The sequence below is a fragment of the Streptomyces sp. NPDC002886 genome, assembly GCF_042888445.1.
Classification (GTDB): Bacteria; Actinomycetota; Actinomycetes; order Streptomycetales; family Streptomycetaceae; genus Streptomyces.
Genome location: NZ_JBIAPV010000003.1, coordinates 1,248,071 through 1,260,910, shown reverse-complemented (window position 1 = coordinate 1,260,910; position 12,840 = coordinate 1,248,071). Strand labels below are relative to the sequence as shown.

At 70.9% G+C, this 12,840-nt stretch carries 16 protein-coding genes; 7 read left to right on the top strand and 9 right to left on the bottom strand.

The features are described 5' to 3' along the window. Window positions 1–195 precede the first annotated feature (195 nt). Window positions 196–1,719, top strand: coding sequence for an FAD-binding oxidoreductase (locus ACFYYB_RS18140; protein WP_389436121.1), 1,524 nt, complete (start codon window positions 196–198; stop codon window positions 1,717–1,719). 67 nt (window positions 1,720–1,786) lie between these two features. Next, on the top strand, window positions 1,787–2,056 hold the full coding sequence (locus tag ACFYYB_RS18135; RefSeq protein WP_389436120.1) for a DUF1876 domain-containing protein: 270 nt from the start codon (window positions 1,787–1,789) through the stop codon (window positions 2,054–2,056). A 67-nt stretch (window positions 2,057–2,123) separates the two neighbouring features. Here ACFYYB_RS18135 and ACFYYB_RS18130 read toward each other — a convergent pair whose 3' ends face one another. Both ACFYYB_RS18130 and ACFYYB_RS18125 read right to left on the bottom strand, forming a co-directional pair. Continuing rightward, window positions 2,124–2,900: an ABC transporter permease gene (locus ACFYYB_RS18130; protein WP_389436243.1), complete on the bottom strand. Its 777-nt coding sequence runs from the start codon at window positions 2,898–2,900 to the stop codon at window positions 2,124–2,126. Between the two features lie 32 nt (window positions 2,901–2,932). Then, on the bottom strand, window positions 2,933–3,907 hold the full coding sequence (locus tag ACFYYB_RS18125; RefSeq protein WP_389436119.1) for an ABC transporter ATP-binding protein: 975 nt from the start codon (window positions 3,905–3,907) through the stop codon (window positions 2,933–2,935). A gap of 114 nt (window positions 3,908–4,021) precedes the next feature. Here ACFYYB_RS18125 and ACFYYB_RS18120 point away from each other — a divergent pair, with 114 nt between their 5' ends. After that, window positions 4,022–4,798, top strand: a complete 777-nt coding sequence (locus ACFYYB_RS18120; RefSeq protein WP_389436118.1) for a TetR/AcrR family transcriptional regulator — start codon at window positions 4,022–4,024, stop codon at window positions 4,796–4,798. Here ACFYYB_RS18120 and ACFYYB_RS18115 read toward each other — a convergent pair. Beyond that, complete coding sequence (locus ACFYYB_RS18115) at window positions 4,776–5,021, bottom strand: DUF397 domain-containing protein (protein WP_389436117.1); 246 nt, start codon at window positions 5,019–5,021, stop codon at window positions 4,776–4,778. The genes ACFYYB_RS18120 and ACFYYB_RS18115 overlap by 23 nt on opposite strands. Continuing rightward, window positions 5,018–5,803 carry a Scr1 family TA system antitoxin-like transcriptional regulator gene (locus ACFYYB_RS18110; RefSeq protein ID WP_389436116.1) on the bottom strand — a complete coding sequence of 262 codons (786 nt, stop codon included), beginning with the start codon at window positions 5,801–5,803 and terminating at the stop codon, window positions 5,018–5,020. The genes ACFYYB_RS18115 and ACFYYB_RS18110 overlap by 4 nt, the downstream gene beginning before the upstream one ends. Window positions 5,804–5,955: 152 nt before the next feature. Here ACFYYB_RS18110 and ACFYYB_RS18105 point away from each other — a divergent pair, with 152 nt between their 5' ends. Both ACFYYB_RS18105 and ACFYYB_RS18100 read left to right on the top strand, forming a co-directional pair. Continuing rightward, the gene (locus tag ACFYYB_RS18105; protein WP_389436115.1) at window positions 5,956–6,351 is read left to right on the top strand and encodes an ATP-binding protein; all 396 of its coding nucleotides are present in this window, start codon (window positions 5,956–5,958) and stop codon (window positions 6,349–6,351) included. Between the two features lie 385 nt (window positions 6,352–6,736). Then, the gene (locus tag ACFYYB_RS18100; protein ID WP_389436114.1) at window positions 6,737–7,384 is read left to right on the top strand and encodes a hypothetical protein; all 648 of its coding nucleotides are present in this window, start codon (window positions 6,737–6,739) and stop codon (window positions 7,382–7,384) included. Window positions 7,385–7,465: 81 nt separating this feature from the next. Here ACFYYB_RS18100 and ACFYYB_RS18095 read toward each other — a convergent pair whose 3' ends face one another. From ACFYYB_RS18095 to ACFYYB_RS18080, 4 genes are all read right to left on the bottom strand, one after another. Then, window positions 7,466–7,948: a hypothetical protein gene (locus ACFYYB_RS18095; RefSeq protein ID WP_389436113.1), complete on the bottom strand. Its 483-nt coding sequence runs from the start codon at window positions 7,946–7,948 to the stop codon at window positions 7,466–7,468. Beyond that, window positions 7,945–8,490, bottom strand: coding sequence for an RNA polymerase sigma factor (locus ACFYYB_RS18090; RefSeq protein WP_389436242.1), 546 nt, complete (start codon window positions 8,488–8,490; stop codon window positions 7,945–7,947). Before ACFYYB_RS18090 ends, ACFYYB_RS18095 begins: the two co-directional genes overlap by 4 nt. Window positions 8,491–8,573: 83 nt before the next feature. Then, complete coding sequence (locus ACFYYB_RS18085) at window positions 8,574–9,011, bottom strand: DUF3995 domain-containing protein (protein ID WP_389436112.1); 438 nt, start codon at window positions 9,009–9,011, stop codon at window positions 8,574–8,576. Window positions 9,012–9,122: 111 nt separating this feature from the next. Then, on the bottom strand, window positions 9,123–9,917 hold the full coding sequence (locus ACFYYB_RS18080; RefSeq protein WP_389436241.1) for a VOC family protein: 795 nt from the start codon (window positions 9,915–9,917) through the stop codon (window positions 9,123–9,125). A gap of 151 nt (window positions 9,918–10,068) precedes the next feature. On the opposite strand from ACFYYB_RS18080, the gene ACFYYB_RS18075 reads away from it, so the two are divergent. Continuing rightward, window positions 10,069–10,299 (top strand): antitoxin, encoded by a 231-nt coding sequence (locus tag ACFYYB_RS18075; protein WP_389436111.1) that lies wholly within the window; start codon window positions 10,069–10,071, stop codon window positions 10,297–10,299. Next, window positions 10,296–10,694, top strand: a complete 399-nt coding sequence (locus tag ACFYYB_RS18070) for a type II toxin-antitoxin system VapC family toxin (RefSeq protein ID WP_243340105.1) — start codon at window positions 10,296–10,298, stop codon at window positions 10,692–10,694. Before ACFYYB_RS18075 ends, ACFYYB_RS18070 begins: the two co-directional genes overlap by 4 nt. 132 nt (window positions 10,695–10,826) lie before the next feature. Here the strand turns inward: ACFYYB_RS18070 and argS are convergent, their stop codons facing one another. Continuing rightward, window positions 10,827–12,623: an arginine--tRNA ligase gene (gene argS / locus ACFYYB_RS18065; RefSeq protein WP_389436110.1), complete on the bottom strand. Its 1,797-nt coding sequence runs from the start codon at window positions 12,621–12,623 to the stop codon at window positions 10,827–10,829. Window positions 12,624–12,840 lie beyond the last annotated feature (217 nt).

The window sequence follows — 12,840 nt, the reverse complement described above, 5'->3', positions numbered from 1 at the left end:
ATCCGGCCATCCGGCGGCCCGCGCTCCGACTCCGTCAGCTCGCCGCGGCCCGCCGCGGTTTGTGACGGACTACCGACGGGCCGCGCCCGGGAGCGGCACCCCTCACCGAGGCTGAAGCCACTCAACACCCCCCAAGTCATCAGCCCTTGTCCCGCACGCATGCGTGCGAGCGGGACGGAACGGAGTGTGGTCCACGTGCTCAGCAGGCGCTCGCTCATCCGCGTGGGAGCCGGTGTCGGTGCCGCTGCCGCGCTGACCGCCGGCACCGCCGGCCTCGTCCCCGCCCAGGCCGTCACGCCCACCCCCTGGAAGACCCTCCAGGGCCGGCTGACCGGTCGGCTGGTCCTGCCCTCCGACGCCACGTACGAGACGGCCAAGCAGCTGCAGCTGGCCCAGTTCGACGCGATCCACCCGCAGGCCATCGCCTACTGCACCGGCGAGGCGGACGTCGCCGCCTGTATCCGCTTCGCCCAGGAGTACGGCCTGGCCCCCGCCGTACGCAGCGGCGGCCACAGCCAGGCCGGCTACTCGACCACCCCCGGCCTGGTCATAGACGTCTCGCGGCTCAACTCCGTGCGCCCCGGCGACACCGTCCACCTGGGCCCCGGCGCCCAGGGCGTCGACGTCCTCGACCAGCTCTCCCCGTACGGGATCCAGGTCGCCTCCGGCACCTGCGCCACCGTCGCGGTCGGCGGCTGGCTGCAGGGCGGCGGACTGGGCTTCGCGTCCCGCAAGTTCGGCATGGGCGCCGACCGGCTGGTCTCGGCCCGGGTGGTGCTGGCGAGCGGGCGCACCGTACGGGCCGCGCAGGACGAGAACCCCGACCTGTACTGGGCCCTGCGCGGCGGTGGCGGCGGCAACTTCGGCGTCGTCACCGACTTCGAGGTGCGGCCCGTCCAGATACCCTCGCTCACCACCTACAACCTCAACTACACCTGGGCGGACGCCGTCCAGGTGATCCTGGCCTGGCAGGACTGGGTGGCCACCGCCCCGCGCGAGCTCTCCGCGGAACTGCTGTTCCTGCTCTCCACCGACGCGCCCGCGGGCACCGAGCCGTACGTGGTGCTCACCGGCGCCTACGCCGGCCCGAAGGCCGACGCCGACCGGGTCCTCGACCGGCTCGTCGCCGCCGTCGGCAAGCCCGCCGCGACCCGGGAGGTCGTGGAGGCCCCGTACCGGGACGCGATGATGAACGTCTTCGGCTGCGGCTCCAAGACCGTCACCGAATGCCACCGCGTCGGCTACTCGCCCGACGCCCAGCTGCCGCGCGACAACTACTCCACCGGCCGCAACATGTTCTTCAAGCAGAAGTGGACCCGCGCCGCCGCCGAAGCGGCCCTGGCCGCCTTCACCGCGGACTTCCGCCCCGGCCAGTTCCGCTTCATGGGCCTCTTCGCGTACGCCGGCAAGATCAACGACACCGCTCCGACCGCCACCGCCTTCGTCCACCGCGACTCGCTGTTCAACGCCGGCTACACGGTGGGCCTGACCAGCCCGAACCTGGTCCAGGAGGACAAGGACCGCGGCCAGGCCTGGGTGGACCGGGGCTTCACGACCATGGACCCGTACTCGGCGCACGAGTCGTACCAGAACTACATGGACCCGGCCCTGACCAACTGGCGCCAGGCCTACTACGGCCAGAACTACTCCCGCCTCCGCTCGGTCAAGCGCGCGTACGACCCGAACCGCTTCTTCCGCTTCGCCCAGGGCATCGACTGACGGACTCGCGGTCCGCCTCCGGGGGGCGCACCCTGGGAACGGGGTGACCCCCTGGAGGTGATGTGCCGTGTCCACTCTCGTCGGATGGCACGTGGAGCTCGAATTCACCGAGGAGGGCCACCGCACCGGTGCGGCGGCCCTGGTCAGACTCGGGGACGGCTCCGAGATACGGGCGCACGGCTACGCCATGCGACACCCCTCCGACCCGGAGCAGCTGAGGGTCGGGGAGGAGATCGCGGGCGCTCGCGCGCTGATGGACATCGCGTCGCAGATGCTGCAGAAGGCGCACTCGGAGATCGATGCGGCGACGGGCCGGCACTCGTACCCGCTGCACTGACGCACCGAGATCCGCAGGTCGCGGCCCGCCCGTGGTCCCGTCCACGGGCGGGCCGCGGCGATCGCGGCTACCGCGTCCGCCGTTCGAAGACGACGGCCGACAGGGCTACGGACACCAGGCCGATGCCCGCGCACCAGGCCAGGGCGGTCCAGGGGGCGTCGCCCGCGGGCTGGGCGAGGAGCAGGGCCCGCAGGGATTCGATCACCGGGGTCAGCGGCTGGTGGTCGGCGAAGCCGTGGAGCCAGCCGGGCATGGTGTCGATGGGGACGAACGCGCTGGACGGGTACGGCAGGAACATCATCAGGAAGGTGAAGCCGCCCGCCGCCTCCGGTGTGCCGGCGAGCAGTCCGAGCGTCGCGGCCAGCCAGGAGATCGCGGTGATGTACGCGACCAGCAGTGCGGCGGCGGCCAGGTAGCCGGACGGAGAGGCCTGCGGCCGGAAGCCGATGGCGAGGGCGACGGCCAGGACCAGGCCGGTGGACACGAGGTTGCGCAGGACCGAGGCCGCGACGTGCCCGGCCACGATCGGGATGCCGCCGATGTCCAGGGACCGCAGGCGGTCGATCACGCCTTCCTTCATGTCGCCGGCGACGCTGACGGCGGTGTTCGCCGCGCCGAAGCCCGCGCAGAGCAGCATCGCTCCCGGGACCACGTAGGTGACGTAGGACGTCCCGGTGTCGATGGCTCCGCCGAAGAAGTAGACGAAGATCAGCATCAGCACGACCGGCAGCATCAACGCCGTTATCAGGACGTCCGGTTGGCGGCTGCTGATGCGCAGGCTGCGGCCGGTGAGGGCCAAGGCCGCCGTGGCGGCGGTGGGGCGGGTCGGCGTGGCAGTGGTCACGGTGGCAGTGGTCGCGGTCGCGGTGGCAGTGGTCACGGAGCGGCTCCCGTCAGGGTGAGGAACACGTCGTCGAGGGTGGCGCCGCGGACCGAGAAGCGGTCCACGGCCGTGTGGTCCGGGTCCAGTGCGTCGAGCAGGGACCGGACGTGGGCGGCGCTGCCGTCGGTGGGCAGGCTGAGGCCGAGTTCCTCCGGGGCGAGGGTCAGGCCGTCCGCGGAGGCCGCGGGTCGCCCCGCGGTCAGCTCGAGCGCGCGCGGGGTCAGGGCGTCGTAGACGGCCCGGCTGGCCAAGGTCAGGTCGAGGCGGTGGCCGGCCACGCGGGACTTGAGCTCCGCGGGGGTGCCTTCGGCGGCGATCCGGCCGCCGGCCAGGACGGCCACGCGGTCCGCGAGCCGGTCGGCCTCCTCCAGGTACTGGGTGGTGAGCAGGATGCTGGTGCCGTCGGTGCGCAGTTCCCGTACGAGTTCCCACAGGTCCTGGCGGCTGCGCGGGTCGAGCCCGGCGGTCGGCTCGTCCAGGAAGATCACCTCGGGGCGGGCGACCAGGCTCGCGGCGAGGTCGAGGCGCCGGCGCATGCCGCCCGAGTAGGTCTTCGCCGTGCGTCCGGCGGCTTCGGCGAGCCCGAAGCGTTCCAGCAGCTCCTCGGCCCGCACCCGGGCCGCGCGCGGGCGCAGTCCGTGGAGGCGGCCCACCATGCGGAGGGTCTCGGCGCCGGTCTGGAGGCCGTCGACGGCCGCGGACTGCCCGGTGAGGCTGATGGCCCGGCGTACGAGGGCCCGCGCGGACGCCGTGTCGTGGCCCGCGACCCGCACGGTGCCGGAGTCCGGCTCGGTGAGGGTGGCGAGGATCCGGACGGTGGTGGTCTTCCCGGCGCCGTTGGGGCCGAGCAGGGCGAGGACGCTGCCGCGCGGCACGGCGAGGTCGATGCCGTCGAGGACGCGCAGGGCGCCGTAGGACTTGGTCAGAGCAGTGGCGTGGATGCCGAGGTCGGTGCCGAGGTCGGCCATGGCGGACTCCGATCTGCGTTCTGCGTATGGGTTACGCGCCATTGCGTAAGTAATACACGGACCTAGGATGTGCGTCAACGACACATGACGGAGAGGTGGAGGGAGGGAGCGGCGATGGCGCACGAAGCGGACGGCGACGAGGACGACGGCACGGGGCTCCCGGCGAGCCTGGCCGTGGCCTGGGGTCTGCGCCAACGCCCCGGCAAGGGCCCGCGCCCCACCCTCACCCTCCAGCGGATCGTGGACGCGGCGGTGTCGCTGGCCGCCACGGAGGGGATGGACGCCGTCTCCATGGGCCGGGTGGCCAAGGAGCTCGGCGCCTCCACGATGTCCCTCTACCGGTACGTCACGGCGAAGGAAGAGCTCTACATCCTGATGGCCGACGCCGGCGTCGGCACCCCGCCGGAGCCGGCCGGCGGGGAGGAGCGGGACTGGCGGGAGCTGCTGTCCGAGTGGGCGTACGCGCAGCGGGCCGTCCTGATGGCGAACTCCTGGATCGTGCGCATCCCGCTCACCGGGGCGCCGGTCAGCCCGAACCAGCTCGCCTGGATGGAACGCGGGCTCGCGGCGATGACCGGGACCGCCCTGCGGGAGAGCGAGAAGGTCTCGGCGATCATCCTCATCGGCGGCCTGGTCCGCAACGAGGCGACGATGGTCGCGGACATGATCGCCGCCATCGTGAAGTCCGGCGTCTCACCGGACCAGGTACTGGGTCGCTACGTACGCACCCTGCGGCTCATGACCGGCCCGGACACGCATCCGGCGGTGACGCGCCTGCTGGAGTCCGACGCGTTCACGGGCGCGGACGAGCCGGACTTCCAGTTCCGCTTCGGCCTGGACCGCATCCTGGACGGCCTGGCCGCGCTGATCAGCGAGCGGTCCACTCCGTAAGGGCGACCCAGGCGGCGGGGGCCAGGTCGAGGACGGGGCCGTGGGGGACCTTGCTGTCGCGGACGTGGACGGTGTCCGGGCAGGTGGCGACCTCTACGCACTGGCCGCCTTCGCTGCCGCTGTACGTGGACTTCTGCCAGGCGATGGCGACTTCCAGGCACTGGCCGCCGTCGGTGTCGCTATAGCTGGACTTGAACCACCTCAGGGCGGCGGTGGGGTTCATGGCTCTCCTAGCAGGCGATCCAACAGGGCCCTCGTCTGCTCGGTGTTGAGGGCCTGAGTTCGCAGCATCGCATACTTGCGGGCCAGGATGCTGACCTCGTCCGGGGTCGAGATCAGCAGGCTTCCGTGCTGTGCTTCGGAGTAGGCGAGGTGCTTGTGATCCGGTGTTTCCAGGATGGTGAACGGCCCGTTCAGACCGGCGTGCGTCGTACGGCCGAAGGGCATCACCTGAAGGGTGACGTTCGGAAGGTCCATACACGCGATCAGGTGGCGTAGCTGCTCTGCGTACACCTCGTCGCCGCCGATACGGTCTTTGAATACGGCTTCCCAGACGATGAAGCTCAGACTCGGCGGGACCTTGCGGTGCAGGATCGCCTGCCGTTTCACGCGCCTGACGGTCAGGTTCTCGATGTCCTCCTCTGCGCGGGCCGGAACGCGAACGCGGAAGAGCGCCCTGGCGTAGTTCTCGGTCTGGAGGAGTCCCGGGAATCGCATGGACTCGTACCAGGACAGCGCGACGGCCTGTTCCTCCAGGTTCATGTACTCCTCTGCCCACGGCGGCGTCACGTCAACGGCCGGCATCTCGTTGGCTGCCACGGCGAGCAGTCCCGGAAGCCCCAGGTGCTGATCCATCAGCTCCGCGACATCCGGCATCAACGCCCGCCGCCCCTGCTCGATGGACGCGATCGTCTCCGCATCCAAACCGACCAACCCCCCGAGCTGCTTCTGCGTCAGGTTCTTGGCGATCCGGGCGGTGGCCACAATCTTCCCGACCATCTTCATGGCCGTCGCGTTCGGCCGTGCGCGTTTCCTCGGTGGCATGACGATGAACTCCCCACCCTCGCGGCTGCACTACCCCGTGCCAACCCGTACTCATCACTGAGTACGGGTTGCCGTACTGCTCCACGCTAGTCACGTAACGCGACGATCGGCGCGTGAATCTGCATACTCAACCCGCCCTCGTGCAAGAGCGCCTCTACCTGCGCTCACCCCAAACCATCGGCGCCGCGCGCCACTTCACACGTGACACCTTGGACGCGTGGGGCAGGGCCTCCCGGCGGGACGACCTGTTGCTCTGCGTGAGCGAGCTGGCGACCAACGCGCTGCGGTACGGGGTCCCGCGCGGCCGGGGTTACCTGCTGCGGCTGCTCACGTACGACGGGACCGTCCGGATCGAGGTGCACGACAGCGGGCCCGGGCTGTCGCGGATCCGGGAGCAGCCGCCGGGGCGGGGACTGCTCCTGGTCGGGGCGCTGGCCGATGCCTGGGGCGTGCTGCCACGGGCTCCCGGGAAGGTCGTCTGGTGCGAATTCCGGGGGCTCGGCTGCTAGCTTCGGCTCCCGGGGAAGTTCGGCCGAGGGGGGTTGGGTCAATGTCGCGTCCGGGCATGGATCTGTGGAAAATTTCTCCCGCTCCCGGCAAGGGAATCATGGGAGGGGATTTCGAGAACATCGCCGGTAGATCTGCCATTTTCGCTTTTGAGGGCGCAGTCATTGCGGCCGTGGGCCTCGCGGCGCCGGCCGCCGCGGACGCGCCTGTAACGGCTGGACTTACTATAGCGTCGAAGAGGTTTTGATCTCCGCGCCAAGCGATGGGTTGGTGCACCGCTCCGGGCTGTTCGGTTGTCTGCGCGGCCTCGGAGCGGTGTCACCTCCGACTCGGAATTACTCACTGAGCGGGGAGGGGGGAATGATGTGCTTTATGCGTGCTCGAGTCATGCCGGTCGCCGTATCTCTCGGGGCGGGTTTGCTGCTGGGCCTGGCGGGCCCCATGGCCGGAAAGTGGGACAACCCGGTTTTTGTCGCCGTGGGTATTGTTTTTTCCAGTGGTTGGCCGTGGGCCTGTTACGCATTTTTGGTGGGATATCTTCGTCAATCGAAGATGGAGTCCGTACTGCTGGCGTCTTTGGGGTTGACTGTCGGCGTAGTCGCCTACTACCTCTTCAAGGATATGAATCCCACCCTTCCGGCTGGAATGGAAGCTACTGCCTCTGTTCCGGTCGAAATGGAATCTGGCGCCCTCGATCGCGGCTCCAGTGGTGATCAAATTCTCGTCTGGGGAGTAGCTGCTTTCGTGTTTGGTGGGCCTTTGGGGCTCATGGGGAACGTGGCGCGAATTCCCGGAGTGGGTGGCCTCCTGTTTCGCCTGCTTGTTCCGTTGATCGCCTTCTTCGAGGCCACTCAGCGATTGAGTACGGAGGCGGACTCGCAGGGGGCGGTTTTCGCCACGACCTGGAACGTCATTCGCGTCGCAGCATGCATGGTCGCCGTGGCGCTCATGGGACACGCACTGTGGAGCTGGCGCGTTCGGCGTAGCCGGGCCGATGGGCGAGCGGAGATTGCCGCGGCCGCGCGGCGTCCCTGACCCCACGGTTGCTTGGAGCAGGCCGCATGGCCGGCGCCGCCCGCCCGAGTGACGGTGTCGAAACGGGCCGGCTGCGTGTGCTCACCGCAGCCGCGCCGTCCCGGCGTCGCTGCAGGCGCTGACCCGGCCCGCCAACCGGGCCATCGCCTCGCGGAGTTCGCGTTCCGCGCCCAGGGGGACGATCGCGGCGCGGCCGGGGACGCGGACGCCGCCCGTCAGGGCTACTCGGGTGGTGCCGTCGGGGGCCGGGGCGGCGGCCATGCCGATGATGAGGAAGCGGCTCTGGAGCCAGCACCAGCCGGGGCGCAGGACGCCGTGGAAGTGGGCCCGTAGGCCGTACTTGCTGCGGGCCAGGGCTTCCACGCGGTCGCCGGTGAGGTGCAGGACGCGCACCGTGCGCATGTCGGGCTGGAAGCGGCCGAACTCGCCCTCCAGGTCCGACATCACCGACCAGACCTCCGGGAGGGGGGCGGGGAGGGTCGCTTCGACGACCTTCGCCCCCGGGATCGCGGCCGCCATGATGTGCAGCCGGGCGATGGTGTCCACTGCGTGCGCGTGCGTCATGCGGACCACGCCTTCCGGAAGCTCGTACGGGCCCGGTGCAGCCGGGACTTGGCGGTGCCCGGCGGGACGCCGAGCAGGGCGGCGGCGGACTCCTCGTCGAGGCCCTCGACGTCGCGGAGGACCAGGACGGCCCGGTGGGCCGGTGAGAGGCGGGCCAGGACGTCCGCGATGTCGGCGGCCAGCTGCGGATCGTCCCGGGCGGGTACGTCGGCCAGCTCGGCCGGCCGGTCGCGGGAGGCGCGCCGGGCGGTGCGGACGGCTTCGCGGACCGCGATGGACCGGACCCAGCCGTACAGCGTCTCCGGGTCACGGAGCGCGCGGAGCGACCGGAAGACCGCGAGCAGGGCCTCCTGCGCGGCGTCGGGGCCGTCCGCGAGGGCGATCGGGTGGCAGATCCGGGCGACGTACGGGGTCAGGTGGTCGAGGAGGTCGTGCAGCGCGAGCGTGTCTCCGCCCCGGGCCGCGCGCGCGAGGGCGACTCCGCGGTCCCGGGCGGCGGGGGTGAGGGAACCCGCGGCCGGGCTGCCGGGCGCGGGGCGCACGGGCCTTGTCGGGCCCGCGGCGGGGCTGCCGGGCACAGGGTCCACCGGCCTCACCGGGCCCGTGGCCGGGCTGTCGGGCGGCCTCAACGGGCCCTGGCCAGCCTCGCCGCCGCCCAGCCGAAGCCCAGGCAGGCGGGCGTGTACAGCGCGAGGTTGAGGGTGCGGAAGGGGCCCTCCGCGGGGGTGGGGAGGAGGCCGGCGGCCCAGCCCAGGCCCGCGAGGCCCCGTACGGCCAGCCCGGCGGCGACGGCGGACGTCACCAGGCGGGCGGGCCGCCCGCCCCGGCCGTGCGCGTGCGCGAGCACGGCGGCGGCTCCGGTCAGGGTGAGCGCGGCGAGCGGCAGGACCACGGGAGGGCCGAAGGACACCTCGGAGCCGAGTACGGCCAGTGACAGGGTCCGCTCGTCGGGGGCGGGCCAGGTCAGGCCCGTGGCCCAGTACAGGTGGACCAGTCCGTCGGCGGCGAGCAGCGCGGCGAGCGCCCGCCCGGTGCGTCTGCGCGTGCGTGTCGCGTTGTTCATGGTGGCCCCCTCGGTGGTGGAACGCTTCGGCAACGTTCCGGCACACGGAGGAGGGGGCTCACAGGGGAAACGTTCCCTGTGAGCCCCGTCACGCCGTCGGGCGGCGACCCGTCAGTCGACGATCTCCGGGCGGGCCTTGATCACCGAGAAGACGGCGCCCTGCGGGTCGGCCAGGACGGCCATGCGGCCGGCCGCCATGTCGAAGGCGGGGGCGATGACGGAGCCTCCGGCGCGGGTGGCGGCGGCCTGGATCTCGTCGACGTCGTCGGCGCTGAAGTACGGGATCCAGTTCGGCGCGGTGCCCGGCGGGAGGGTCTTCAGGTCCATCATTCCGGCCACCGCCCGGCCGTCGACCTGGAACTCCGTGTACCCCGCGGCCTCCGGCATCTCGGAGGCGGCCGTGGTGACCGGGAGGATGGCCCCGTAGAACGCCCTCGCGGCGGGGACGTCGCCGGTGCTCAGCTCGTTCCAGATGAGCGCGCCGTGCTCGTTGACGATGCCGGCCCCGTCGAAGGTGCCGGCCTGCCACAGGCCGACGACCGCACCGGTCGGGTCGGCGATGACGGCCATCCGCCCGAGGTCCATGACGTCCATCGCGCCCATCATGACCGTGCCGCCGGCGTCGGTGACGGACTTGAGGGTGGAGTCGAGGGAGTCCGTGGCCAGGTACGAGGTCCACACCGTCGGGGGCGCCGGGTCGGGGACGGCGCCGTCCGGGGTCATCGCCTTCATGATCCCGGCGACCGGCTTGCCCTTGAGGGTGCAGACGGAGTACCCGCCGGTCTCGGGCGGGCCGATCTCGCCCTGCCAGCCGAAGAGGTCGGCGTAGAAGTCGATGGCGGCCTGCTGGTCGGGAACCATCAGGTCGATCCAGCAGGGGGTGCCGGGCTTGTAGGGGCCGTTCATGTCGGGCACGGGGCCCTCCGTCGAGGTGGGTAGGGGTTGGACGGCCCGTCCCCTACCCGGCAGATGTGGCCGAAATCGGACCGTACGGGTGAAGCGCTGGCGAGATTCTGGACTGCTAGCAGAATGCTTGCGGTGCGACTACTCTTGTTGCATGGCCACTCTGTATGTCCGCGATCTGTCCGATGAAGCGCTCGCCGAGCTGAAGATACGAGCCGCTCGCAACCGCCAGTCGCTGCAGGCGTACGCCCGGACGCTGCTGGAGGAAGAGGCCGCCACGCCGTCCGTCGAGGATGTCGTCGCACGGATCCGTTCCCGGGTGTCCGCCGAGCTGAGCGTGAACGAGGTCCTGGGTGACCTCGACGCCGGACGGCGACGCGAATGATCGTGATCGACGCGAGTGCACTCGTCATGCTCGTCGCCGACGCCGGTCCGGCGGGCGAGGCCGTGCGCGAGCGGGTGGTGGGCGAACGCCTCGTCGCCCCCTACCTGCTCGATGTGGAGGTCGCGCACGCGCTGCTCGGGCGGCACCGTGGAGGCAAGCTCTCCGACCGCCAGCTGGACGTGGCCTGGGACGACTTCGCTGCACTGCCGGTCCGGCGGATGGAGCATCTTCCTGTGCTGCCCCGGGTGCGCGAGCTGTACGCGAACCTCTCCGCGTACGACGCCACCTACGTGGCCCTGGCCGAAGGGCTCCAAGTACCGCTCGTCACCTGCGATGCCCGGATCGCACGGTCCGGGAGTGCTCGCTGCAAGGTCGAGGTGTTCGGGGCGGGTTGAGTCCGCGCGGCTCGGCTCACGCGGGCGGTTCTGCCTCCATGACGGGGGCGTGCTCCTTCGCTCTCGTGTGTAGCGCGGCGGCCCCGCCTCCCGGAGGGGAGACGGGGCCGCCGCTGCGCCGTGGGCCCGGGGTCAGAGCTTCTCGGGGGTGCGGATGCCGAGGAGGGACATGCCCTTGCTGAGGGTGCGGGCGGTCAGGTCGCAGAGGAACAGGCGGTTCTCGCCGACGACGAGCTCGGGCTCGGGCTTCACGACCGGGCACTGCTCGTAGAACGTCGCGAACAGCGAGGACAGCTGGTAGAGGTACGCGGCCACCTTGTGCGGGGCGTACTCCGCGGCCGCCTCGGCGATGAGCTCGCCGAAGTGGTCCAGGTGCAGCCCCAGCGCGCGCTCGGCCGGCGCCAGCTCCAGCTCCGGGTGCGCGACCGGCTCGCGGTCGCCCGCCCTGCGGATGATCGAGCCGATCCGGGCGTACGCGTACTGGAGGTACACGGACGTGTCGCCGGTCAGCGAGACCATCTGGTCCAGGTCGAACTTGTAGTCGCGCGCGGCCGAGGTCGACAGGTCCGCGTACTTCACGGCGCCGATGCCCACGTACTGGCCGTTCTCGACGATCTCCGCCTCGGTCAGGCCGACCTTCTCCGCCTTCTCGCGGACCACGGCGGTCGCCCGCTCGACGGCCTCGTCCAGCAGGTCCACCAGCCGCACCGTCTCGCCCTCACGGGTCTTGAACGGCTTGCCGTCCTTGCCCAGCACGGTGCCGAAGGCCAGCTGCACGGCCTTGGTGTCCTCGTTCAGCCAGCCGGCCCGCCGGGCCGTCTCGAAGACCATCTTGAAGTGCAGGGACTGCCGCGCGTCCACCACGTACAGGAGGGTGGTCGCGCCCAGCTCGCCGACCCGGTCGCGGATCGCCGAGAGGTCGGTCGCGGCGTAACCGAAGCCGCCGTCGGACTTCTGGACGATCAGCGGGGTCGGGTTGCCGTCCGGACCCTTGACGTCGTCGAAGAACACGCACAGCGCGCCGTTGGAACGGACGGCGACGCCCGAGTCCTCCAGCAGCTTGCAGGTCTCCACCAGCATGTCGTTGTAGCCGGACTCGCCGATCACGTCGGGGTCCTGGATGTCCATGTCCAGCTTGTTGAAGACGGAGTAGAAGTAGATCTTCGACTCGTCCACGAACCGCTGCCACAGCGCCAGGGTCTCGGGCTCGCCGGCCTGGAGGTCCACCACCCGGGCCCGGGCCCGCGTCTTGAACTCCTCGTCGGAGTCGAAGAGCGAGCGCGAGGCCTTGTAGAGGCGGTTCAGGTTGGACATGGCCTCCTCGCCGGAGACCTCCACAGCGTCGTCACCGTCCCCGGCGCCCTTGTGGTCCAGCTCGTGCGGGTGCTCCAGCAGGTACTGGATGAGCATGCCGAACTGGGTGCCCCAGTCGCCGATGTGGTGACGCCGGACCACCTTCTCGCCGGTGAACTCGAGGATCTCGACCATCGCCGCACCGATGACCGCCGACCGCAGGTGGCCTACGTGCATCTCCTTGGCCACGTTCGGCTGCGCGTAGTCGATCACCGTCGTACCCGGCTTCGCGGCGAGCGGCACGCCGAGGCGGTCGTCCGCGGCACGGGCCGCCAGCGTCTCGACGATCGCCTTGTCGGTGATCGTGATGTTGAGGAAGCCGGGGCCCGAGACCTCGATCTCCCGGATCAGACCGTCGGTGTCGGAGCCCTCGACGGCCTCGACCACCGCAGTGGCCAGCTCGCGCGGGTTGGCCTTGGCCTTCTTCGCGAGCGCCAGGATGCCGTTGGCCTGGAAGTCGGCCCGGTCGCTTCGTCGCAGCAGCGGGTCGCTCGCACCGGCGTCCGGCAGGGCGGAGGCGAGTGCGTCGGCGACGCGCTGGTTGACGGAGGAAGCGAGGGAAGGGACCGAGGCCATGAGCTGCCGTTCCTGTGAGGTCGTGCCGATGCGCGCACCGGGGTTTCGATTGGGGTTTCCGACAAGGACCGAGTATCCCACGCGGGGGCTGTCCACATCCCGGGATATACGGGCGCCCGGGCGGCGCCGGCCACCCGCCGCCCGCGCCGCGATAAACCTCGGAGCGCTCCCTTCCGTCTGGGAGAATGACGAGAAGCCAGCATTCGAGAACGAAGGA